This window comes from Rhodococcus sp. KB6, assembly GCF_001445685.1.
Lineage (GTDB): Bacteria > Actinomycetota > Actinomycetes > Mycobacteriales > Mycobacteriaceae > Rhodococcus_F > Rhodococcus_F qingshengii.
Window position 1 is genome coordinate 18,714 of the sequence record NZ_LNAK01000122.1, and the last position, 23,713, is coordinate 42,426.

A 23,713-nucleotide genomic window follows, 5' to 3' on the forward strand; every position below is an offset into this window, starting at 1 on the left:
TCGCAACACAACTCGACACAAAAGACGAAAAACCCCGTGAGCCTTTCCGGTAGTGCGAACTACCGAAAAGGCGCACGGGGCCGAAGGCCCTGCCGTCAGAAGTTGATCATGTGGCCGGCGAGGCCGTGGATCGCTTCCTGCAGTGCCTCACTGAGCGTGGGGTGGGTGTGGACGTTGCGTGCCAACTCGTTGACCGTGAGGTCCCACTTCTGGGCCAAGGTCAGCTCGGGCAGCAGTTCCGAAACGTCCGGTCCGATGAGGTGCCCGCCGAGCAGTTCGCCGTACTTCTTGTCGGCGATCAGCTTGACGAAACCGGTCGGGTCACCGAGACCGTGTGCCTTGCCGTTGGCAGCGAACGGGAAATTCGCGACCTTGACGTCGTAGCCCTCGGCCTTGGCCTGCTCCTCGGTCAAACCGAACGAGGCGACCTGCGGCTGGCAGAACGTCGCACGCGGCATCATCCGGTAGTCACCGAGTGTCTGCGTCTCCGCGCCGCCGATGGTCTCGGCAGCGACGACAGCCTGAGCTTCTGCGACGTGCGCGAGCTGCAGCTTGGCGGTGACGTCACCGATGGCGAAGATGTGCGGGACGTTGGTGCGCATGTAGTCGTCGATCGCGATGGCGCCGCGATCGGTCAACGCGACACCGGTGTTCTCGAGACCGAAGCCCTCCACGCGCGGTGCGAAGCCGACGGACTGCAGAACCTTGTCGACGACCACGGTCTCGATCTCGCCGGACTTGTTGTCCTTGATCGAGACGGTGACCTTGCTGCCGTCGTCGCTGATGGACTGCACAGCGGCACCGGTCTTGATGGTGACGCCGAGCTTCTTGTACTGCTTGGCGATTTCCTTCGAGACGTCGGCGTCCTCGTTGGGCAGTGCCCGATCGAGGAACTCGACGATCGTGACGTCGACGCCGTAGTTCTTGAGGACGTAACCGAACTCCATGCCGATCGCGCCGGCACCGACGATGAGGATCGAACCCGGAAGGTCACGGGTGAGGATCTGCTCTTCGTAGGTCACGACGTTCTCGCTCAGCGAGGTGCCGGGCAGCAGCTTGGTGTACGAACCGGTCGCGATGATGGCGTTGTCGAACGTGATCGTCTCGGTGCCACCCTTGCTCAGCTCCACGCTGATGGTGTTGGCGTCGACGAACGTGCCCTTGCCGTCGTACTCCGGGATCTTGTTCTTCTTCATCAAGAAGTGAATGCCCTTGACTCGCCCGTCCGCGACCTTGCGGCTGCGATCGAAAGCGGAGCCGAAATCGAAGGACACGTCTCCGGACATGCCGAACGTCTTCGCTTCTTTCGTGAAGATGTGCGCGAGTTCGGCGTTACGGAGAAGCGCCTTGGACGGAATGCAGCCGACATTCAGGCATACACCGCCCCAGTACTTCTGCTCGATGATGGCGGTGCTCAGGCCCAGTTGTGCCGCGCGGATAGCAGCGACGTACCCACCGGGGCCGGCTCCGAGGACAACGACGTCATAGTGTGAGGTCACGATTCACCAGGGTAGTCCTGCATCGTTTCGCTGTCCCCAGATGGTCGTATTACCCGTCGGTAGCCCACACTTCTCGGGCAACTCGGGCGAAATTTCCGCCGTACACGGCCTCGATCGACGGCTCGTCGAAGCCCCGCTCACGCAATACCTGATCAAGTGTCAGCACCTCCTCCGGAGGAGTCCACTGCAGTGGCCCCCACGCGGTGTACGCCTCGGAGAACGACGACGGGTTCTGCTCGATCTCTTCGCGGAAGTCGTCGGCGTCGAATGAGAAGTCGGAGCCGATCCCGACATGATCGATGCCGACGAGTCCCACAGCCTCTTCGATGTGGTCGGCCATCGCGGACAGCCGAGCCTGGTCGTCATCCGGTCCGTTGACGCCGAGGAATATGCCCACGCCGTTGATCCCGACGACGCCGCCGGTCTCCGCACACGCTCTGGCCTGATCGTCGGTGATGTTGCGCGGATGCTCCCACAACCTTCGGAGGTTCGAGTGGCTGTAGATCATTGCTCGCTGGGTGATAGCTGAGATGTCCAACCCCGTCTGTACAGAACAATGTGAGCCGTCGACCGTCATTCCGACGCGATTCATCTCGGCAACCAGGTCACGGCCGTATCCACTCAACCCCGTGTCCGCCAGGTCCAAGCAGCCGCAGCCGGCAGCGTTCATGTAGTTATACGTCGGCAACATCGAGCGGACTCCGAGGTCGTAGAAGTACGAGACGTTGGCCAGGTCTCCCTCCAGCGGATTCGAGTCCTCCAGGTCGAAGGCCAGGGCGATTCCGCCGGACTCCTGAATCTCGACGACGCCGTCGACGGTGAAGACAGGGGTGATCTCCGGGAACTCGACCCGCGCCTGCCACGCGAAACTCTTGGCGATTGCCGTCGAGTCCGCGCGAGTCTGCGGCGAGTAACCGACGTTCACCGAAACGTAACTCCCCGCTGGGCGCTGATATCGGAGAAGATCTTCGACAGACGCGTTCGACTGCAGAGGTAGGCAACAATGTTGTTCCCATAGTGGATATGTCCGGTTCACTCACTAATCCCGTCGATGATCAGGGAAATTCACCTGAAACTGGTCGTACGTTCAGCAAATCTCTGGTTCACTGGCGGATAACGCACCGATGCGGTAGAACTTACAAGACTCACACGCCCTGTACCTATCGACAGAGCATGTACCCAGCATGAATTCCCGTACGGGAACAGCAACAAAGGACCGTTCACTCCTGGGCGGATTCGAAGGAATTTTAGGTGGAGGTTTCTGAACGTATGCGTGCTCGCACTTTCAAGCGTGGCCGTCTGGTCGCCGCTGTAGCCGCAGTATCCGTGCTGCCGATGCTGATCAGCCCTGCAGTGTCGTCCGCAGGCGGAGATCCGTCGACCACCACGGCAACTGTTGCCAAGGCAAACACAACGGGTTCCAAGCTCTCGAGCCGCACGGACAACGGGCGCATCGCCACCATCAAGGTGTACTCACCTTCCATGGGACGCGACATTCCGCTCGAGGTCATCCTCCCGGCAGACGGCAGCGAACCCCGCCCGACCCTCTACCTGCTCAACGGTGCAGGCGGCGGCGAAGACCGGGCGACGTGGCAGCGTCAGACCGACGTCAACGAGTTCTTCGCTGACAAGAACGTCAACGTCGTCACCCCGCTCGAAGGTGCATTCAGCTACTACACCGACTGGGTGAACGACGACCCGTCCCTCGGCCGTCAGAAGTGGCAGACGTTCCTGACCCAGGAACTCCCGCCCGTCATCGACGCCGAGTTCAACACCAACGGCGTCCAGTCGATCTCCGCGATCTCGATGACCGCGACCTCGGTCCTCAACCTCGCCATCGCAGCTCCGGGCCTCTACAAGGGCGTCGGTGCATACAGCGGATGCGCCGAGACCAGCACACCGGTCGGCCAGTCCTCCATCGAACTGGTTGTGGGCATGCGCGGCGACGCTGACGTGACCAACATGTGGGGCCCCCTCGACGGCCAGGGCTGGATCGACAACGACCCCGTCGTCAACGCCGAGAAGCTCCGCGGCACCGAGCTCTTCATCTCCACCGGCTCCGGACTCCCCGGCCCGCACGACACCCTGAACAACGAGGCGATCAACGGACAGGTCGGCACACTCGCCAACCAGGTGATCGTCGGCGGCGTCATCGAGGCAGCAGTCAACTACTGCACCCACAACCTCGCCTACCGCCTCAACGATCTCAAGATCCCGGCCACCTTCGACTTCAAGCCGACCGGCACCCACTCGTGGGGCTACTGGGAAGACGATCTCCACAACTCCTGGCCGATGCTCGCTCGTTCGATGGGCATCTGACCGAAATCGTTCCGACTCGACCCCGCTCCCTGCACTTCCGGGAGCGGGGTCGAGTGCTTGTCTGGGCCGATTCGGGGGTTGATTCGGGGGTTAATTCCGGGGCCAATTCAATTGTCAGGCAATCGAATCGCGTCACTTTCTGCGCCCGCTCTGCTTTACTGACACATAACAAAAAGTGAACCTGTTCCAGTAAGGGCTCACAGGCACTTCGATCCGTTCCGGATCCGAAGACATTCAGGTGGAGGATCCGAACGTATGCGTGCTCGAATTTTCAAGCGTGGCAGTGTGATCGCAGCTCTCGCAGTGGCCACGGTGCTGCCGATGCTGATCAGTCCGGCGACAGCTTCTGCGGGCGGTGACACGTCCGGATCGCACGTCGTGAGCAACACCAAGACCGGCGACCGCAAGGTCACCATCTCGGTCTTCTCCCCGGCGATGGATCGCAACATCCCGCTCGAGGTCATCCTCCCCGCAGATGGCAGCGAACCCCGCCCGACGCTCTACCTGCTCAACGGTGCAGGCGGCGGCGAAGACTCGGCGACCTGGCAACGCAAGACCGACGTCATGAACTTCTTCCAGGACAAGAACGTCAACGTCGTCACTCCACTCGAAGGCGCGTTCAGCTATTACACCGACTGGGTGAACGACGATCCGGTTCTCGGTCGCCAGAAGTGGCAGACGTTCCTCACCAAGGAACTCCCGCCCGTCATCGACGCCGAGTTCAACACCAACAAGGTCCAGTCGATCTCCGCGATCTCCATGACCGCGACCTCGGTCCTCAACCTCGCCATCGCGGCTCCCGGCCTCTACAAGGGCGTCGGGGCGTACAGCGGATGCGCTGAGACCAGCACCCCCGTCGGTCAGAGTGCGATCGAACTTGTCACAGGTACCCGCGGCGGAGCTGACATCACCAACATGTGGGGCCCGCTCGACGGTCAGGGCTGGAAGGACAACGATCCGGTCCTCAACGCCGAGAAGCTCCGCGGCACCGAACTCTACGTCTCCACCGGCTCCGGACTCCCCGGCCCACACGACACTCTCGCCAATCCCGCGATCAACGGTCAGGTCGGTGCGCTCGCCAACCAGGCGATCGTCGGCGGCGTCATCGAGGCAGCGGTCAACTACTGCACCCACAACCTCGCCTACCGCCTGAGCGATCTGAAGATCCCGGCCACCTTCGACTTCAAGCCGACCGGCACCCACTCGTGGGGCTACTGGCAGGACGATCTCCACAACTCCTGGCCGATGCTCGCTCACTCCCTGGGCGTCTGACCCGATTCGTTCTCACTCGACCCCGCTCCAGTGTTTCGGGAGCGGGGTCGAGTGCTGTCGGGAGCGAGCAGTAAGAATGGACGTATGACTTCCGATCAGCAGCCCACCACCGGCGACGACCCCTACCTCTGGCTCGAAGACGTGACCGGTGAGTCTGCACTCGATTGGGTCCGTCAGCACAATGCCGTGACCGAGGAGCAGCTCACCGACAACGAGCGCTTCGATCGACTACAGAGCGACGTGCGCGAGATCCTCGATACCGACGCGCGAATCCCCTACGTCCGCCGTCGAGGTGAGTTCCTCTACAACTTCTGGCGCGACAGCACCCACGTTCGCGGATTGTGGCGACGCACGACGTTCGATCAGTACGTCACCGACGACCCGGAATGGGACGTCCTGGTCGACCTCGACGCCCTGGCCGAGGCCGAGGGCGAGAACTGGGTCTGGAAGGGCACGCAACTTCTACGGCCACACCGCAACCGTGCATTGATCAGCCTCTCCCGCGGCGGGGCAGACGCGGCGGTCGTTCGCGAGTTCGACATCGACAAGCGCGAGTTCCTCGCTCCCGAGGGCGAGAATCCCGGCTTCTACCTTCCCGAGGCCAAGACCGACATCGACTGGATCGACATCGATACCGTCTACGTCGGAACGGATATCGGACCGGGGTCGCTCACCGATTCCGGATATCCCCGTCTGGCCCAGCGGTGGAAGCGCGGCACTCCCCTCTCCAGCGCCGAGACCGTCTACGCGGGCCAGGCCACGGACGTGGCCATCTCGGCTTCGCACGATCCGACGCCCGGGTTCGAACGGGACTTCGTCACTCGCTCGGTCGATTTCTACAACTCTCAGCATTTCGAAGTTCGCCCCGACGGTGAACTGGTGCTCGTGGACGTCCCCGAGGACGCCGGGATCTCGATTCACCACGAGTGGTTGTTGATCCGCACCAAGTCCGTGTGGGCCGTCGAGGACACCGAATATCCGACCGGCGCACTGCTTGCCATCCGTTACGACGATTTCCTTGCCGGCTCACGAGCACTGACATCGATCTTCGAACCCGACGCACATTCCTCGCTCGAGCACTACACCTGGACACGCGATCATCTGATTCTGGTGGTCCTGACCGACGTGCGCACGACGCTGCGAATCCTGACGCCGGGCGAAAACGGCTGGGAGGATCGACCTTTCGAAGGGCTTCCAGAACTGACCAGTATCGAAATTCTCGACACCGACCCTGATGTCAGCAACGAGTACTTCGTCAATTCGAGTGGATACACCTCCCCTGCAACTCTTTTGCACGGCGTGATCGGCGAAACCGAACCCACTGCCCTCAAGCAGGCTCCCGCGTTCTTCGACGCCGAGGGCATCACCACGGAGCAGTTCTTCGCCACCTCTGCCGACGGCACCCAAGTTCCGTACTTCGTGGTGCGCAGTCCGCGTAGCGAGCCCGGCCCTACCCTGCTCTACGGGTACGGCGGATTCGAGATCTCGCTGACACCGTCGTACAGCGGTTCTCTGGGCCGTGCCTGGCTGACGCAGGGCGGAACCTATGTGGTTGCGAACATTCGTGGTGGCGGCGAGTACGGACCCGGTTGGCACACACAGGTTCTCAAGGCCGGGCGCCACAAGGTGCACGAAGACTTCGCTGCCGTCGCGAGAGACCTCGTCGATCGCGGAATCACGACCCCGGATCTTCTGGCAGCTCAGGGCGGTAGCAACGGCGGCCTGCTGATGGGCATCATGCTGACCAAGTACCCCGAGCTCTTCGGCGCCATCGTCTGTCAGGTCCCGCTGCTGGACATGCGCCGATTCCATCTCCTGCTGGCCGGCGCTTCGTGGATGGCCGAATACGGTGACCCCGATGTCCCGGAGGAGTGGGCATTCATCTCGGAGTACTCGCCGTATCAGAACATCGACGCCGCCGCGTCGTACCCACCGATCCTGATCGCGACGTCCACCCGCGACGACCGCGTCCACCCCGCGCATGCCCGCAAGATGGCCGCACGGCTGGAAGAGCTGGGCAAGCCGGTGCTGTATTTCGAGAACATCGAGGGTGGCCACGGCGGCGCCGCGGACAATGCTCAGCTGGCCTTCAAGACTGCGCTGACCTACGAGTTCCTCTGGCAGAAACTCGCCTGATCTTTCAGCGGTCGCGCAACCACGCGACGACGCGCTCGCTCACAGCGGTGGGATTGCGTATCCAACCGTTGTGACCGAGTGGTTCGTCGATGTGCGTCATCGTCACTTGGGCCCCGGAGAGCTTGTCCACCAGGTTCTTTGCCGACCGGCGTGGAGCGAGATCGTCCCCTTCGATCGTGATCGACAGAACCGGCAAGGTCAGGCGAGCGATCCGCTCCTCGTAGTCGATATCCGCACCGACGGGTTCCATGCGACCGGTCCTGGCGAACCGGGCCCAATCGGTGATCAGTACTTTCGACTGTCGACCGAAGCCGCCGACGTTGACCCGGTCTCCAGGCCAGAAGCCGGCGATGTTGGCTGTCACCGACATCGCGGACGAACCCAGATAGAGTCCGGGCGCACGGATTCCGGGGAATCCGCGGTGATACGGCGATCCGGAGGCAACCAGGATCAGTCCGCCGAGCCGGCCCCGAATCCTCGACGCGTACATGACCCCGATCTGGCCGCCCATGCTGTGCCCCATCAGAAATGGTGTGCTGGCCGGAAACCGCTCACGCACCACCTCGAACGTCGCCGGACAATCGATCGAGACCAGTTCCTGATATCCGAAAACACTCGACGCGCTCGGGCGCGGTTTGCTGTCACCTTGGCCACGCAGTTCACCGATGGCCGCATTGAAGCCGGCTTCGACCAGGGCCTGCGCCACCGGATCGTAGAACCCGGCGGGAACTCCGAGCCCGGGCAACATCACCACCACGGGTGCGTCGTCGTTCGGTCCGGGAAACAGACGGATCGGGGTCACGGTGCCGTCGGGGAGTTGGATCGGTACGGTCTCCATTCAACTCACACTAACCACCCACGCCGCGGATGGGCAGAGCCCACGCGCCGACTATTCGAGGCTTCCCACGATCAGCGGATCCGGAGTACCCACGATCTCGTAATCCTTGTTGTCGTAATCGAACTGACTGAGCACGTGACGCATCGCGTTTATCCGTGCGCGTTTCTTGTCATTGCTCTTGATGACGGTCCACGGAGCGGTGTCGGTATCGGTGAACCGGATCATCTCTTCCTTCGCCGCCGTGTACGCATCCCACTTGTCCAGAGAAGCGATGTCCATCGGCGAAAGCTTCCACTGCCGCACGGGATCGACCTGTCTGATCGCGAACCGCGTGCGCTGCTCCAGCGGGGAAACCGAGAACCAGAACTTGATCAAGCTGATGCCGTCGTCGACGAGCATCTGCTCGAACAACGGCACCTGGCGCAGAAATCGCTCATGCTCCTCGTCGGTGCAGAAACCCATGACCCGCTCGACCCCGGCCCGGTTGTACCAAGACCGATCGAACATCACCAGTTCCCCGGCAGCCGGAAGGTGCTGCACGTAGCGCTGGAAGTACCACTGCGTCGACTCGCGGGCCGACGGCTTCTCCAATGCGACGACCCGTGCGCCGCGAGGATTGAGGTGCTCCATGAATCGTTTGATCGTTCCGCCCTTGCCGGCAGCGTCGCGTCCTTCGAACACGATGGCGTGCCGTGCGCCGGTTTCCTTCGACCAGTTCTGCAGCTTGAGGAGTTCGATCTGCAGCAGACGCTTGGACATTTCGTACTCGTCCCGAGGCATCCGTGCGTCGTACGGGTAGCCCTCCCGCCAGGTGTCGACCTCGAAACCGTCCGGCGACGTCAGCAGCACCGGATCGTCGTCGTCATTGTCGTCGACGGTGAAGGCGGCGGTGTCGGCCAGATCGACGGCGGTCGAGAGATCCGCGAAGGCGCTGAGGAACGGTCGGCGTTCTGCTAAATCGGTCACCGCCGACAAGGTAGTCTCCCGCAGCAACCGTTCGGTGAAGCTGGGATGAACTACCGGGGTATGACACGACGGGCTCAAAAGATCAGGGTGCAGATGGGGGTCGTCCCCGATGGTGCCTGATGCGATCTCGCTTCAGAATTGAAGCATGACATTCGAAAGCAACACACCTCGCCCCTTCACCCGTTCCAACGACAAGAAAATGTTCGCCGGAGTGTGCGGCGGAATTGCAGATTACTTCGGCGCCGACGTCAATCTTGTCCGTCTACTCGCCGTTATCGCCGCTATTTGCACGGGCGGAACCGCGGCTTTGGTATATCTCGCCGCCTGGATGCTCATGCCGTTAGGTTGAGGATTCCGGCACCTGACATGGCGAGAATTACGCGCCGACAAAAGGTATTTCGGGGCCTACGCGCCAACACGAGCAGGCCCCGAAATCAACAATCTACTTGGCGGCCTTCAACTCTCCACCGCTGAGCGCAGCGAGGGCCTCGAGACCCTTGACGGCCAGGCCACTGACGCTGCCCAACCCCTGACCGATGATCGCACCGACTGAGCCGGCAGCGTCCATGACAGATCCTTCAAGCATGACGTTCTCCTTTAGATGTTCAGTGGTTCACTTGGGACGAGCAAATGACGCCGATCAGAAAACTCAGGGAACGACAGGCGGCGTAAAGCTGAGGGTGTCGAGAGATCCGAAGATTCCACCGGCGGTGTCAGCCAGTGAACCGAAGAGGTTTGCACCGACATTGTCCAATCCCAGCAGCATTGTCAGCAAAGCCTGCATCGGTGCACCGTCCCCATTCGGACCACCGAGAATATCCATCAACGAACCCATGTTCAGCTCCTCGCGTAGGTGATTCTTTTTACCGTCGGTGACGATTATCGAACCAGTCCGGCGGTAGACACTCGACGTGTCGACAGTCACATTAATCCGCGAGATAACGACTCGACACCACTACGGACAATTACCTTAATTAGGATGAATTCGACAGAAATTTCCCGAACACAAATCGTCGATTCACCACAAGTTCCGACGCAAGTTGCACTTTATCGTTCGACTACCTCACGATTTTGGTCAGAAACTGCCTGCAAAAGCGTCGTGAACCCCACCCGCAACAATTCGACGTAGTGCTCGATATCCGGCATCGTCTCTTGCGAGACGATGACATTGAGCGTCAGAGAACCTCCACGCGCGGCAATGAGGAAGTGGCGCAGAATATCTCCGTCGACCGGCGCCTGCCCGCCGAGAACTGCCACCGCCGGCGCACCTTCGAAAACATTGCCGTCGACCGATACCGGGACATTGCTGATCGTCGTGTTCTGAATGACCTTGTGCGAAGGGTCCAGCTTGTTGAGCCGACGCGAGAGACCGGTGAGTCTGAGCAGAGCCGCAGGCGAGGTTTCGATGCGTGTGCCGTAACGACGGACGGCTGGGTGCGAACTCCGCCCCTTTGCCATCAGCGCCGAATCCCTGATCAGTGTCAGCCGCTCGACCGGATCTTCGACGTCCGTGTGCAGATCGACCGTCAACAGCGCCAGTTGGTTGGCCGATTCCCATTCGGCTATCTGCCGCATCGATCGGGGAACCATCGCCGCCAACCCACTGGCCGACTTCTCGCCCTTTTCCGACAGGTATGCGTCGAGAGCACCGGCGACCACGGTCAGGAAGATGTCGTTGACCGTCACGTCCGGAACGGCCGCTCGGATCGCTTTGATGTCTGCGCCGTCCAGCGTCAGGAAATCGATCGTGATGTCTCCGCCCAGCACGCCGTTGAATCGGGTCGGTAGGCGGTCGGCCGAGTACGTAGGCAGCTCTCCGGCCTCTTCCGCCTCCCGAACCGTCTCGGCCGCAACCTTTGTCACGGACAGACCCCGGCCGAAACGGATCGCCTGGCCGGGCAAACCGACGACCGTGCGCCCGATCAAATCCAGCGACGAAAGCCCCGAACCGGCACGCTTCGTCTCCGGCTTCGGCGGACCGGAGAACAGAAGGTTGGTCAGATCGCGGATCGCCAGACCGTCACCAGCCCCGTGGTGGGTCTTGAGCATGATCAGCGTCAGATTGCCCGGCAGCTCGTCGATCCCGTGCACGCCGGTCATGACGTGCAACTCCCAGGGCGGCCGGGACAGGTCCATCGGCTCCCCGAGCGAGCGCCCGAGCAATTCACGAACCGGGGCCCACCCGGCAACAGGGGCACGATGGACGTGCACGTGATCATCGACGTCGAAATCGGCCGGGACCCAATAGGGATAGTCCAGATCCAGCGGAACTCGCTGGAGTCGACTCGTGAACAGTGGCCAGTACCCGAATCTTTCGGTGATCCACCGAACCGCGTCGTCGTGCGTCATCTCTGCGAGCGGATGGCCCGTCGTGTCGAAGAAGTAGGCGCAGACCATGTGGCTCAGATGTCCGCCGGACTCGTTGTAGACGAACTCCGCGTCTCGCGGTCCCATCTGAGATACCGCGGCTGGCAACGAGTTCCGAAAGATCATGCATGCCCCTCAATTCCGACGCTGAACGAATGTCCGAATTGTAGCGAGCTGACATGCAGATCCTCTGGGTTCTGCTCGGAATCGTTGGGTGTCACCAAATCCAGCAATCGGAGAAGGTGCCTGCGATTCCGATCGATCAGGAGGCAACCTCTTGGTTAGGTGAATCCGCAGTCTGCATCGCGGCTGCCGCTGCCAAGTCATCGAAACTTGCTCGCAGTAGTTCGATGTAATGGTGGAGATCGGGCATGGTCGCGGTATCCGCGATGACGTTGAGGGTCAGTCCCCCACCTGCTGCGGCGACCATGAAATGCCGTAGCCCATCCCCGTCGATGGGCGCTTGCACTGCAAGCACAGCCGCGCCCGGGGCGCCGGCAAGCGTCAACCCTTCGACCGAGAGTGGAATGTTACTCACCATCGTGTGCTGGTAACGCGGTCGATCGAGGCTGTGATCGTTCTGCTTGCGCGCATACGCCATCAATCTCATCAAAGGCGCGGGCGTGGTCTCGACTGCGGCCCCGGCACGCCTGACCGCGGGATGGGACGTGCGCGCCTTCTCCGACCGTGCCGAACTCGAAATGAGCGCCAACCTCTCCAATGGGGACTCGACCTGGGTGTGCATATCCACCAGCAGAGCCACCAACTGATTCGCCGACTCCCACGCTTCGACCTTACGCACCGAGCGAGGAACCATCGCGATCAAGGAATCGCTTGGCCTTTCATCCTTTTCCGTGAGGTAGCGCGTCAGAGCGCCTCCGACAACGGCGAGTAGAACGTCGTTGACAGTGGCACCGGGCACCGAATCCTTGATCTCACGGACCTGCTCCCCGGACATTGTCATCGGTTCGAGTGAGGCAGCTCCACTCACCTTGCCGTTGAATCGAATTGCAGGCCTCTCGTTGAGGCTCTCCACCCATTCTCCTGCCTTCTTCGCAGCGTCAGCATCTCTCTGAGCGCGTCGGTTGCCTGGTACCTGCCTTGCGAAGCGATATATTCGGCCGGGAAACCCCAGTAGCGACTTGGTGAATATCCTCGCTCGCACAAACGGCACAGACGGTTCGGACCCAGCCTGCTGCACCTTGCCCGAAAAGATAGCCTCGCCCAACGTCCTGATGGCGATACCGTCAGCTGCACTGTGGTGAGACTTGAGCACCACCGCCGTCAGTCGGCCCGGCAATTCTTCAAGTCCCTCCAAACCTACGAAGAAGTGCAGTTCCCACGGCGGACGGCGCAGGTCCATCTTCGTGGTCAACAACGCGCTCAACGGCTTTTGCAGCGCTGCCCATCCTGTGTCGTTGATCTTGTTGACGTACACGTGCTTTCGGACGTCGAAGTCAGGGTCTGTCACCCAGTAGGGATGGTCCAGTCCCAACGGAGTCCGTTGGACTCGTTGAGTGAACATGCGATCACATCCGAGGCGTGCGGTAACCCAGTCCACTGCCTGTTCTGCCGTGAATTCCGCGCTTGGGTGCAACGATGTCTCGAAGAAGTACACAGCGATCAGATGGTTCAGGTGACCAGCGCCCTCGTGATAGATGAATTCGGCATCGCGTGGGTTCAGCTGCGCCATCCTTGCGCCTGACGTGTTGGACGCGCCCATTGAACTCCTTGTATCGCGGCTGGTTGCCCGCACATTCGCCTGAGTGCAAAGCTTGTGACTATGAGGCCAGTGATTGCAAAACCGATGGTCCCCGAAGCCAGAGGGCTACGGGGACCAAAGTTTCAAGCAAGTGCAGGTTGTGCAGGTTCGCCTGACTGCTCCGCTACGATGCTGTCCTCGACAACCGAACAATATGATGCAGTCGCTGGAGTGATCACGGCTTTTGTGGAGGATCCTTGATGATCTTGCTTCCAGTGGAAGTGAGACCAAGCATGTTCGATACCCACGTGATCATTCCGGTTAAATAAGTTTGCAGCATGACCGATTCCGTTCTTTCTATGGCGTGGGGGAAGACGACAGCGCGTTCAAATACTTCACAAACGTGCCCACGAGATCGACCGATCCGAAATCGACGATCTTGGACAGGTAGTCCAGGAAGAGATCGAACATCTTTTCTCCTTCTCCTTTTACAGGCCGGCTACGGAGCCGAGGACCGATTGGACGCTGCCCGCCGCAGCCTCACCGAGCGCACCGCCCATGTTGAGGCTTCCGGTGATCGACACGAAGATTCCGTCAACGACCTTGACCAAGTAGAACAGTGGATCCACGAGGGATCCGACGTCAACGCTTGCGAGCGCACCTATCAAACTAGCTGTGTCCACCGTATTTCACACTCCTTGAGATTGATTTCGTTCACTGGCTAAAGCAATTCACTTCTCAGTCGACGTTCGGGAACCAGCCGAAGTCAACCGAGGCGATAAACGGGGTAAACAAAGCCATCCCGAGAATGTTTTTGATCAACCCCCCGGCCTCGCCCTCGAGAACGTCCGCAATCGATCCCAGATCCATCATTCGCTCCTGTCATCAAAAACATTGGAAGAAGAACTTGCAGGTGCCGTCAACTGAGGTCGATTGCCGAAACCAACGATCCGGTGACCCCGTCGATTCCCGGCATGAGCGAACCGGACCAGACGTTACCCAGCAGGTCGGTGAACAATGCCGCCGTTGTCTGCAGGAACATGACGATCATATTGAATCCCACGCTTTCGATTGGCCGCGAATACTCACGGAACATTTACATTGGAATGCTTGATGCAGCCCACAAAGAACCGGTCCGAGCAGCAATTAAAGAATCCCAGTCGAACGATGAAGCCGAGATCCTCCGGGGCTGGTGCCCACTTTCCGCGGCTGTGACTGACATCAAGGTAGTGCAATAGGATCCGGTTTGGGTGCTTTTTGCCCAAGAATTTCAGATGGATCTGAAACCTGTTCCATATTCGCAGGTCTAGCGTCCAAGACGCCTGAAAATCGAGCAAAATGGAATAGCAACCGGAATTTACGTCGTCCGAAAGGCTTAGTACTTGAGGGTATTCAGGACAGAATTATCCACCAAAAGAACTAGACGTATCCGCACTTCACAGGTTAGCGGAGGCGAACAATCGGGACGGAAAATATCAAACATCCTTCAACATTCGGATAGATGAAGCTTCTCGTTCCCCACCTTCTCGATACACCTGTTACGCCATGAGGTTGTCCACACACACGCGGCCATCCACAAAGTGGCTTCTGAATCCGCGTCGTCAGGCTCTTGCCGCCACAGTGCATACGTGGAAGTTGTCACAAGAAACCAGTTGCTCGAGCAGGGCACTTCGCGCAGTTCGATCTCCCGATCCACGCGGTCAGGGCGACTCCATCGAATCCTGCCGTCGGTGTACTCCACCGAAGAACCTGGATACTTCGAGCGTTGCGTCGCGGTCACACTGTGGAAGCCTGAGGCCGTCCTCAGCCATACCAGCGCAGCCTGGCTGTGGGATCTCCTGCCGGAGGAACCACTCTTCGTCGAGGCCACCGTGGCTCCCAGCGTCCGAGCAGCCAGTCCGCAGTGGGTACGGCTTCACCGACGAACAGGAGTCTCGTCGGATGAGTGGATGGGTTTACCGATCGTGCCGATCGAGCAGTGCTTCATCGACGTCGCGACCACGTTGCCACGGCCCGCACTCGAGGCCTTCTTCGACGCGGCGGTATCGACCCGAGTGCCGTGGAAGTCGATAGCCCAACTGTGTGATGCGAGCCGCGGCAGGCACGGGATCCCCGCCGTACGCGAACAACTCCGCACCTGTTGCCCGCTCACTCGTTCGGAACCGGAGCGAGCAGTCGCCCGTGCACTGACTGCGCGCAACGTTCACCTGGAGATCAACGCTCGGGTCGGACCCTACTTCGGCGATCTGGTCGACACGCGAGCCCGGGTGATCGTGGAGATCGACGGGCGCGAATTCCATACCGACCCCGCAACTTTCAACAACGATCGACGGCGTCAGAACGCACTCGTTCTCGACGGATGGATGGTGTTGCGTTACTCCGCCGCCACCGCGATGGCCCATCTCGACGCTGTGGCGGACGAAATCATCACAGTGGTCCGAAGACGCCGACACAACCGGGCGTAAGCGCGGGCGTAAACGCACACAGCATCGAGCGCGCAACGGGAAACCGCGATCGCGTCGCAGTAGTGGACAAAAATGCCCGCAAATACCTCCGCACAAGCAAAAGCCCGGCCCACCAAACGGTGGGCCGGGCTCTAGGAGCTAGGTGGAGATGGACTCAGAAGTCCATGCCGCCCATGCCGCCGGTCGGATCGCCTGCAGGCGCTCCGGCCTTCTCGGGCTTGTCAGCGACAACGGCTTCGGTCGTCAGGAACAGAGCCGCGATGGACGCTGCGTTCTGCAGTGCCGAGCGGGTGACCTTGACCGGGTCGTTGATGCCTGCAGCGAGCAGGTCGCCGTACTCGTTGGTCGCAGCGTTGAGGCCGTGACCTGCGGGCAGGTTGGAGACCTTGTCCGCAACAACGCCGGGCTCGAGGCCTGCGTTGAATGCGATCTGCTTGAGCGGAGCGGACAGTGCAACGCGAACGATGTTCGCGCCGGTTGCCTCGTCACCTTCGAGCTTGAGGTCGTCCAGTGCGGGAGCTGCCTGGAGAAGTGCAACGCCACCACCGGCGACGATGCCCTCTTCGACGGCTGCCTTTGCGTTACGCACTGCATCTTCGATGCGGTGCTTGCGCTCCTTGAGCTCGACCTCGGTAGCAGCGCCGGCCTTGATGACTGCAACGCCGCCGGCCAGCTTGGCCAGACGTTCCTGCAGCTTCTCACGGTCGTAATCCGAGTCGCTGTTCTCGATCTCGGCGCGGATCTGGCTGACACGACCGGCGATTGCGTCGGCGTCGCCGGCACCCTCGACGATGGTGGTCTCGTCCTTGGTGATGACGACCTTGCGTGCCTGGCCGAGGAGCTCGAGGCCTGCGGTCTCCAAGGAGAGTCCGACCTCTTCGCTGATGACCTCGCCACCGGTGAGGATGGCGATGTCGGCGAGCTGAGCCTTACGACGGTCACCGAAGCCGGGAGCCTTGACGGCAACAGACTTGAAGGTGCCACGGATCTTGTTGACCACGAGGGTGGAGAGAGCTTCGCCCTCGACGTCCTCGGCGATGATCAGGAGCGGCTTGCCGGACTGGATGACCTTCTCCAGCAGGGGCAGCAGGTCCTTGACCGTGGAGATCTTGGAGCTGACGAGCAGGATGTACGCGTCTTCGAGGACGGCTTCCTGACGCTCTGCATCGGTGGCGAAGTACGCCGAGATGTAGCCCTTGTCGAAGCGCATGCCCTCGGTGAGCTCGAGCTGCAGGCCGAAGGTGTTGGACTCCTCGACCGTGATGACGCCTTCCTTGCCGACCTTGTCCATAGCCTCGGCGATGAGCTCACCGATGGACGGGTCGCCGGCGGAAATACCGGCGGTAGCAGCGATCTGCTCCTTGGTGTCGATCTCCTTGGCGGTCTCGAGCAAGCGAGCTGTGACAGCCTCGACAGCCTTCTCGATGCCGCGCTTGAGGCCGAGCGGGTTCGCGCCGGCTGCGACGTTGCGCAGGCCTTCACGGACCAGAGCCTGTGCGAGAACGGTAGCGGTGGTGGTGCCGTCGCCAGCGACGTCGTCAGTCTTCTTGGCGACCTCCTTGACGAGCTCGGCGCCGATCTTCTCGTACGGGTCGTCGAGTTCGATCTCCTTGGCGATGGAAACACCATCGTTGGTGATCGTGGGGGCGCCCCACTTCTTTTCGAGAACGACGTTGCGACCCTTGGGGCCCAACGTCACCTTGACAGCGTCGGCGAGGGCGTTGAGGCCTCGCTCGAGGCCGCGACGTGCCTCTTCGTCGAACGCGATGATCTTTGCCATTGCGAAGTGATCCTCCGGATAGGGGGTGACACACAAGGTGACCGCTCGTCGGGTCACCTCATCGGCACAAGGCGACCGTTTGACCAGTCACCTCATTACACGGGCGACCGATTTGCCTGGTCACCCATCTACGCCTGTGGTCTAGTCAGTGCCCGCGACGGACGACCGGGGGTGTCTATGGTTCCCGGTCTCACTGCCTCGACCTGGCACTCACGGTTCGCGAGTGCCAACTGCATTTTTAGCACTCGAGCGTGCCGAGTGCAAGGTTGAGCCTCAGCCCGCGATGCAGAACTGTCCGTTACTCAAATTGACCGCAAACGAGAGCACTCCGACGCAGTCGACGCCATTGGCATCGGCCGTAGCGCCCGCTCCGTAACCAGCGATGGCGAAGGTGACGTTGCCGTCAGCCGCCCCGGCCCGCGCGATACCGCCGCCGAGCGCAAATGCCTGCGCCTGACCGTTACCGCGAGAAGCCCCCAGCGCGGTTCCGAAGCCGTTTGCATATGAATTGGAGTAGCCGTTGTCGGCGGCGACGCTCACAGCGGTACCGCTCTCGGCAGCACCGGCCTGCGAACGGCCGGCTCCGACGGACTGCGCGCCGCAGCTCGCGGTCTCGGAGACCTGGATGTCATTGGCCGACGGCGGCGAGACACACGTGACGGGGGCTGCCGAAGCAGCTCCCGCACCGGTCAGCGCCAGCCCGGCGGCGAGCCCCATACCTACAGTCATCACAGCCCCTGTTCTCGCCAGGCGGCCCCCCAACCGACTACTGGAAATTCCGCTGACTCGAGAGGATGAGCGACGGAACCAGACTGACGAGATCAAGGGCATAGAAAACTCCTTCGTGGAACAAGTTCATTGGATTCGGGCGCGAGAGTACCCGCTCGAGTGAAGTCCGTCACCCCCGCCTGGTCAAGCCTCGAGGACGACCCCGAGAAGGGCCGGAAGATCCGCGACCGAATCGATGACATGATCAGGCTTCTGAACCGACAGATCGAGCACTGTTTGCCGAAACTTGCCTGTGCGCACCAGAACTCCGGTCAAGCCGACTCGTTGTGAGGAGAGGACGTCCCCGATCAGGTCGTCGCCGACCATCACCGTCGCCTCAGGTTCGACATGCATCAGCTCCGTGGCTGTCAGGAACCCCGTGAGAGACGGTTTACCCACTGCGGCGATATTTACACCTGCCACTTCCTCGAAGCCCGGCAAGTACGTTCCGGTGTCGATCCGAAGGCCGTCTACGGTCTCCCACATCATCCCGCGGTGCATCGCGACGACGGGCACACCGGCGAGCAGAAGTTCGAGCACTCGGCTCAGCGCCTCGTGAGTGAACTCCGGGCCGGCACCGCCGAGAATCACGACCTCAGGATCGGCGTCGTCGAATTCGATTCCCTCGAGATCGGCAGACACGTCACCGTGATTGAGGACCCACGCCCGCGCGTCCGGATACGTCGCCCGCACGTACTCCCCTGTGAGCCTGGCGGCAGTAACTATCTGGCTCGCCTCGACCTCGATACCGGCGTCGCACAACCCCTGCGCGATGAGCGACGAACTGCGCGAAGTGGTGTTGGTCAGAAACCCACAGGCCAATCCCCGCCGCCGAACTTCGCGTACGGCTTCCCCTGCTCCCTCGATCGGCTGCCAGGACGTGAGCAGGACTCCGTCGATATCGAACAGAACACCTTCGATGTCGGCCATTGCACCAGCCTATATTCGCCATCGAGGTCCTGCCGAGGCGTCGGAACCCGAAATCCGTCGATCGCTCAGTAGGCTCCCACCCATGGACCTGCGCGACGACGACCTATTCTCCGTTGCCGGTTCTCTGGCCGAATTGCTCGGCGCTCCCGTCACGATCGAGGACGAGAACTCGACTGTCCTCGCGTACTCCGGCGGCGAGCAGGCCGTGGACGAAGCCCGCATCGGCACGATCCTCGGCCGGCAGGTACCCAGCCGATTCCGCCAATTACTCTCCGATGCAGGAGTATTCGATCGTCTCCACCGAGAGAGCGACCCAATCTACGTTGATCTCGAAGACCCTGCGATCACGCCGCGCCTGGTCATCGCAGTTCGCGAGAACGATCACCCCGTCGGCTCGATCTGGGTCGCACTCGCCGGAACACCGACGCCCACACAGGAATCGATACTTCGATCCGCGGTATCTGTCGTGGCCGAGAGAATCGCCTCGGAGCGTGACCGGGTCGACAGCACACGCCGTCGCCAATCCCAGCGCGTCCAAGCTCTGATCGGCGGTGGCGAACCCGCATTCCGCGCCGCAGACGACTTGCGGTTGGCAGGCCCGCTCACCGTCGTCGCCGTCGGAACCGTTGCGGGACCACTGCCGGCGGGGTTGGTCGCGTCCTTGAGCTTGTACCTCGACACTCTGGCCGTCGACGCCGTTGCCGCTCAACTGTCCGAGACCATCTACCTTGTCATCGCGACCGACGAGACCAACGCTCGCCGATTGTCCGCCGACTTCCTCACCCGCGCCCGTGGCCGCGAATTCCTGGCAGTGGCCGTCGGTCGGACAGTGAAGTCTGCAAGCGAATCACATCTTTCGCGCTCGGACACCGACCATGTTCTCGGAGCGCTTCGTCATGGCCGGTCCGGCGGAACCGTCGCGGGAATGAGGGACACGTTGGCCTCCGTTCTCGCCCTGCACGTCGCCGACATCATCGACGGACTCGGCGACTCCACACCACTCGGAAGCCTCGAACGTCACGACTCTCAGCACGGCAGCGATCTGGTCGCGACGGCAAAGGCCTTTCTCGAGCACGGCGGTGACGTGGCGAATTCTTCTGCCGCACTGCATGTTCACCCCAACACGCTCCGCAACCGCCTGCGTCGAGGCAAGGAGATGTGCGGCGTCGACCTGACCGACGCCGACACCCGCTTGATTCTGATGCTGCAGTTCAAACTCGCTCGCTGAGCAGGCGCGGCGGTGCGTTGTGCGAATCCACAACGAGGTAGCTCCGACGATGGCCGAACGGCCAGTCCTTTTGCCGCCCCCGCGATTCATGCTTGAGAGAAGAGCCGGATGTGACCGGCGTCTCGGTTCGAGCAGAGTCTGTAGAAGGAGTGCGTCATGGGAACTCGTCAGAGCCCCGATCGTGTGGTCGTGGTCGGTGCGGGCGTTGTCGGATTGTCGACGGCCTGGTTCTTGCAGGAACGTGGAGTCGAGGTCACCGTCGTCGATCGCGACGGGGTCGCAGCCGACGCGAGCTGGGGCAACGCCGGTTGGCTTGCCCCCGCATTGACGCTTCCGCTGCCCGAACCCGCAGTGCTCCAATACGGCTTGCGCGCGATGCTCAGCCCGTCGTCCCCGGTGTACGTGCCACTGACCACCGATCTGAAGCTGATTCGGTTCCTGGTCGGGTTCGCGCGCCACTGCACGCCGTCGAAGTGGCAGGAAGCGATGTCGGTCTACACCGAGGTCAACCGAACAGCCTTGGGCGCGTATGACGAACTCGCCGACGGTGGCGTCAAAGAGCTGACCCGCCTGGCCGATCCTTTCCTCGCCGCGTTTGCATCCGAGAAGGACCGACAGACTTTGGTGGACGAGTTCCATCACGTCGAGGCCGCGGGCGGCGAGGTCGACTTCGACCTCCTCGACTACGACGCGATTCATTCGCTCGAGCCTTCACTCGGCCAGGGTGTGAAAGCCGGTTTGCGCCTGCGCAATCAGCGTTTCATCGATCCCCCGTTGTTCGTGAACTCGTTGGCGGACGCGGTTCGTGAACGCGGTGGAGAAATCGTCAGCGGTGTCGACGTCACGCAGATCGACGATCGGGTCGGCGGAGTCACTGTTCGCAGTGCACACGGTGATTCACGCGACGGTGACTCCGTAGTCATCTCGAGCGGTGCCCGCTTGAACAAGCTCGCAGCACCGTTCGGTGTGCGCAAACTGGTGCAGGCCGGACGCGGATACAGCTTCAGCGTCAAGCCCGAGCACCTCCCCAAGAACCCTGTGTATTTCCCCACCCAGCGCGTCGCATGCACTCCGTTGCACGATCGCTTCCGAGTGGCCGGAATGATGGAATTCCGCAGCCCTGACGCGCCGCTGGATCCGCGCCGCGTGCAGGCGATCATCGATGCGGCCAAGCCGATGCTCAGCGGCATCGACTGGACTGCGCGGGAAGAGGAATGGGTGGGATCACGACCGTGCACTACCGACGGCTTGCCGTTGATCGGAGCCACGCGCTCGCCGCGCGTGCACGTCGCCGGTGGCCACGGGATGTGGGGAATCGCTCTGGGTCCGTTGACGGGAAAGATGGTGGCCGACTCGATGACCGGTGCTCAGACGCCGACCGTCATGAGTCACTTCGATCCGCTGCGCTGACAGCCGGTTTCACCCACTTGTAGTACGCGCCCGTCAGCAGAACCAGCCATCCGGCGCCGACGAGCAGCGCAACTCGGGTATCGGCGATGACGCCGAGCAACACGATGACAAAAGCCAGGAACACGATCGCGAAGATCTGACCGTACGGCCACAGCGGCACTGGAAACTTCAGTGCCGCTGTTTCGTCTGCACTCATCTGAGCGCGGGAACGGAACTGCGAGAGCAGGATCATGATCCAGACGAAAATGGTGGCGAAGGTCGCCAGCGAGGCGATGACGAGGAACACCTGGTCCGGGATCAGGTAGTTGAGCACTACTCCCACCAACAGGGCAACGGTCATGATGACAACGGTCATCCACGGAACACCGTTGGCGGAGACTCTCTTCATCACCTGCGGGGCCTGGCCGGCATGCGACATTCCGAACATCATGCGACCCGCACCGAAAACGTCGCTGTTGATGGCCGACAGGGCCGCGGTGATGACAACGATGTTGAGGATCGAAGCGGCCGTTCCCAATCCGAGGTTCTCGAAGATCTGGACGAACGGGCTGTTGTCGGAGTTGATGGTCTGCCACGGAATGATCGCCATGATGACGGCGAGGGTGCAGATGTAGAAGAGAATGATGCGCACCGGGACCGTGTTGACGGCTTTCCTGATGGTCTGCGCCGGATCCTCGGCTTCGCCCGCGGTGATACCGATGATCTCGGTGCCACCGAACGCGAACATGACGATCGCGAAACACGCGACGAATCCGCCGAAGCCCGTCGCGAAGAACCCGCCGTCCGACCAGAGGTGGCTGATTCCGGCATCGGTGTCGTGAACGCCGAATCCGAACACGATGATCGCGATGCCGCCGGCGATCATCGCGATGATGGCGGTGATCTTCACGAGCGTGAACCAGAATTCCAGTTCGCCGAACACCTTGACGCTCAACAGGTTTATCGCGCCGATGAAGAAGACGACAGCCAGAACCCAGATCCATCTCGGTACGTCCGGGAACCAGAACTGCATGTACAGGCCGAAGGCGGTGACGTCGGCGAGGCACACGATCACCATCTCGAACGTGTACGTCCACCCGGTCATGAAACCGGCGAGTGGTCCGAGGTGCTTGTTCGCGTACTCGCTGAACGAACCGGAAACCGGGTTACGGACCGCCATCTCGCCGAGCGCTCGCAACACCAGGTAGACCGCGATACCGCCGATCAGGTAGGCCAGGAGCACCGACGGGCCGGCTCGTTTGATGGCCTCGGCGCTGCCGTAGAACAGTCCGGTTCCGATGGCTGATCCGAGGGCGATGAAGCGGATATGGCGCGCTGTCAGCCCTCGCTTGAGGCCATCCTGCGTCGCGGCGTCGCTGTTCACTTCTCGGTACTCCAGTCGGATGGATCGTCATACGTGCGCGAACCATTGTCCGCTACCACCGCGCGTGTTCCCGCACGACCCTGTTGGACGGCCGTACAGTGACCTGACACACATGGTCCATTGACGGATCGCTTACGATCGACAAAAGTGTTTGTAACTTTACGTAGCATCAACTCGACTGGAGAGACTGTGTCCAACACCCTCGAAGCAAGCATCGACATCGACGCATCACCGCAGGACGTGTGGGCAATCGTCGCCGACCTGCAGCGCATGGGCGAATGGAGCCCCCAGTGCAAGGTGATGAAGGTAATCGGCGGGACCGTGCGTGAGGGCGCCAAGACGATCAACGTCAACCGCAAGGGCCTGCTGGTCTGGCCGACGTCGTCGAAGGTCGTTCGCTTCGAGCCCAACAAGTCGGTGGCGTTCCGCATCGCGGAGAACCGCACGATCTGGTCCTACGAACTCGAGCCGACCGCTACCGGCACCAAAGTGACCGAGCGTCGCGAGGCTCCCACCGGAACGTCGAAGGTCTCGCAGTTCCTCGTCAAGACCGTCCTGGGCGGAAACGCCGACTTCGAGGTCGAGCTCGTTGAAGGCATGAATGCCACCTTGAAGCGTGTGAAGAGCGAGGCCGAGGCGGCTGCACGCACCTCTGCTTGACCCTCGACCT

The 23,713-nt window shown here is 61.4% G+C and carries 23 protein-coding genes; 8 read left to right on the plus strand and 15 right to left on the minus strand.

Annotation, left to right across the window (positions count from 1 at the left end):
* Positions 1-95 precede the first annotated feature (95 nt).
* Both lpdA and ASU23_RS18805 read right to left on the minus strand, forming a co-directional pair.
* Positions 96-1,499 carry a dihydrolipoyl dehydrogenase gene (gene lpdA, locus ASU23_RS18800; protein ID WP_003941477.1) on the minus strand — a complete coding sequence of 468 codons (1,404 nt, stop codon included), beginning with the start codon at positions 1,497-1,499 and terminating at the stop codon, positions 96-98.
* A gap of 49 nt (positions 1,500-1,548) precedes the next feature.
* Entirely contained in the window at positions 1,549-2,535 is a 987-nt protein-coding gene (locus ASU23_RS18805) for a dipeptidase (protein WP_058038501.1), read from the minus strand.
* A 233-nt stretch (positions 2,536-2,768) separates the two neighbouring features.
* On the opposite strand from ASU23_RS18805, the gene ASU23_RS18810 reads away from it, so the two are divergent.
* From ASU23_RS18810 to ASU23_RS18820, 3 genes are all read left to right on the plus strand, one after another.
* Positions 2,769-3,818 (plus strand): alpha/beta hydrolase family protein, encoded by a 1,050-nt coding sequence (locus ASU23_RS18810; RefSeq protein ID WP_021343370.1) that lies wholly within the window; start codon positions 2,769-2,771, stop codon positions 3,816-3,818.
* A 255-nt stretch (positions 3,819-4,073) separates the two neighbouring features.
* Positions 4,074-5,090 (plus strand): alpha/beta hydrolase family protein, encoded by a 1,017-nt coding sequence (locus tag ASU23_RS18815; protein WP_003941485.1) that lies wholly within the window; start codon positions 4,074-4,076, stop codon positions 5,088-5,090.
* Between the two features lie 84 nt (positions 5,091-5,174).
* Positions 5,175-7,226 carry a prolyl oligopeptidase family protein gene (locus ASU23_RS18820; protein WP_058038502.1) on the plus strand — a complete coding sequence of 684 codons (2,052 nt, stop codon included), beginning with the start codon at positions 5,175-5,177 and terminating at the stop codon, positions 7,224-7,226.
* 4 nt (positions 7,227-7,230) lie between these two features.
* Here ASU23_RS18820 and ASU23_RS18825 read toward each other — a convergent pair whose 3' ends face one another.
* Positions 7,231-8,064, minus strand: coding sequence for an alpha/beta fold hydrolase (locus tag ASU23_RS18825; RefSeq protein WP_020906717.1), 834 nt, complete (start codon positions 8,062-8,064; stop codon positions 7,231-7,233).
* A gap of 51 nt (positions 8,065-8,115) precedes the next feature.
* Complete coding sequence (ppk2, locus tag ASU23_RS18830; protein ID WP_024487730.1) at positions 8,116-9,030, minus strand: polyphosphate kinase 2; 915 nt, start codon at positions 9,028-9,030, stop codon at positions 8,116-8,118.
* A 145-nt stretch (positions 9,031-9,175) separates the two neighbouring features.
* On the opposite strand from ppk2, the gene ASU23_RS18835 reads away from it, so the two are divergent.
* Complete coding sequence (locus ASU23_RS18835; protein ID WP_003941534.1) at positions 9,176-9,379, plus strand: PspC domain-containing protein; 204 nt, start codon at positions 9,176-9,178, stop codon at positions 9,377-9,379.
* A 93-nt stretch (positions 9,380-9,472) separates the two neighbouring features.
* Here the strand turns inward: ASU23_RS18835 and ASU23_RS34290 are convergent, their stop codons facing one another.
* From ASU23_RS34290 to ASU23_RS34025, 7 genes are all read right to left on the minus strand, one after another.
* Positions 9,473-9,616 (minus strand): hypothetical protein, encoded by a 144-nt coding sequence (locus ASU23_RS34290; RefSeq protein ID WP_003941503.1) that lies wholly within the window; start codon positions 9,614-9,616, stop codon positions 9,473-9,475.
* Positions 9,617-9,679: 63 nt separating this feature from the next.
* Entirely contained in the window at positions 9,680-9,865 is a 186-nt protein-coding gene (locus ASU23_RS18840) for a hypothetical protein (protein ID WP_223304379.1), read from the minus strand.
* A gap of 212 nt (positions 9,866-10,077) precedes the next feature.
* Positions 10,078-11,523: a wax ester/triacylglycerol synthase domain-containing protein gene (locus ASU23_RS18845; RefSeq protein WP_054781531.1), complete on the minus strand. Its 1,446-nt coding sequence runs from the start codon at positions 11,521-11,523 to the stop codon at positions 10,078-10,080.
* 136 nt (positions 11,524-11,659) lie between these two features.
* Entirely contained in the window at positions 11,660-13,120 is a 1,461-nt protein-coding gene (locus tag ASU23_RS18850; RefSeq protein ID WP_058038503.1) for a wax ester/triacylglycerol synthase domain-containing protein, read from the minus strand.
* A 467-nt stretch (positions 13,121-13,587) separates the two neighbouring features.
* Positions 13,588-13,782, minus strand: a complete 195-nt coding sequence (locus ASU23_RS18855) for a hypothetical protein (RefSeq protein WP_031331808.1) — start codon at positions 13,780-13,782, stop codon at positions 13,588-13,590.
* Between the two features lie 55 nt (positions 13,783-13,837).
* Positions 13,838-13,969 carry a hypothetical protein gene (locus ASU23_RS35120; protein WP_003941467.1) on the minus strand — a complete coding sequence of 44 codons (132 nt, stop codon included), beginning with the start codon at positions 13,967-13,969 and terminating at the stop codon, positions 13,838-13,840.
* Between the two features lie 49 nt (positions 13,970-14,018).
* The gene (locus tag ASU23_RS34025; protein ID WP_153212751.1) at positions 14,019-14,162 is read right to left on the minus strand and encodes a hypothetical protein; all 144 of its coding nucleotides are present in this window, start codon (positions 14,160-14,162) and stop codon (positions 14,019-14,021) included.
* A gap of 565 nt (positions 14,163-14,727) precedes the next feature.
* Between ASU23_RS34025 and ASU23_RS18860 the strand changes: the two genes are divergently transcribed.
* On the plus strand, positions 14,728-15,564 hold the full coding sequence (locus tag ASU23_RS18860) for a DUF559 domain-containing protein (protein WP_054781533.1): 837 nt from the start codon (positions 14,728-14,730) through the stop codon (positions 15,562-15,564).
* Between the two features lie 154 nt (positions 15,565-15,718).
* Here ASU23_RS18860 and groL read toward each other — a convergent pair whose 3' ends face one another.
* From groL to ASU23_RS18875, 3 genes are all read right to left on the minus strand, one after another.
* Positions 15,719-17,344, minus strand: a complete 1,626-nt coding sequence (groL, locus tag ASU23_RS18865; RefSeq protein WP_003941476.1) for a chaperonin GroEL — start codon at positions 17,342-17,344, stop codon at positions 15,719-15,721.
* Between the two features lie 273 nt (positions 17,345-17,617).
* Positions 17,618-18,175 (minus strand): DUF6764 family protein, encoded by a 558-nt coding sequence (locus ASU23_RS18870; RefSeq protein ID WP_019744475.1) that lies wholly within the window; start codon positions 18,173-18,175, stop codon positions 17,618-17,620.
* Positions 18,176-18,256: 81 nt separating this feature from the next.
* Positions 18,257-19,042 carry an HAD-IIA family hydrolase gene (locus tag ASU23_RS18875; RefSeq protein ID WP_020906711.1) on the minus strand — a complete coding sequence of 262 codons (786 nt, stop codon included), beginning with the start codon at positions 19,040-19,042 and terminating at the stop codon, positions 18,257-18,259.
* A gap of 82 nt (positions 19,043-19,124) precedes the next feature.
* Between ASU23_RS18875 and ASU23_RS18880 the strand changes: the two genes are divergently transcribed.
* The gene (locus ASU23_RS18880; RefSeq protein ID WP_003941492.1) at positions 19,125-20,270 is read left to right on the plus strand and encodes a CdaR family transcriptional regulator; all 1,146 of its coding nucleotides are present in this window, start codon (positions 19,125-19,127) and stop codon (positions 20,268-20,270) included.
* A gap of 156 nt (positions 20,271-20,426) precedes the next feature.
* Positions 20,427-21,680: an FAD-binding oxidoreductase gene (locus tag ASU23_RS18885; protein WP_058038504.1), complete on the plus strand. Its 1,254-nt coding sequence runs from the start codon at positions 20,427-20,429 to the stop codon at positions 21,678-21,680.
* Here the strand turns inward: ASU23_RS18885 and ASU23_RS18890 are convergent.
* Entirely contained in the window at positions 21,652-23,043 is a 1,392-nt protein-coding gene (locus ASU23_RS18890) for an amino acid permease (RefSeq protein ID WP_021333985.1), read from the minus strand. The genes ASU23_RS18885 and ASU23_RS18890 overlap by 29 nt on opposite strands.
* A 189-nt stretch (positions 23,044-23,232) precedes the next feature.
* Here ASU23_RS18890 and ASU23_RS18895 point away from each other — a divergent pair, with 189 nt between their 5' ends.
* Positions 23,233-23,703 carry an SRPBCC family protein gene (locus ASU23_RS18895; RefSeq protein ID WP_003941500.1) on the plus strand — a complete coding sequence of 157 codons (471 nt, stop codon included), beginning with the start codon at positions 23,233-23,235 and terminating at the stop codon, positions 23,701-23,703.
* The last annotated feature ends 10 nt before the right edge of the window (positions 23,704-23,713 follow it).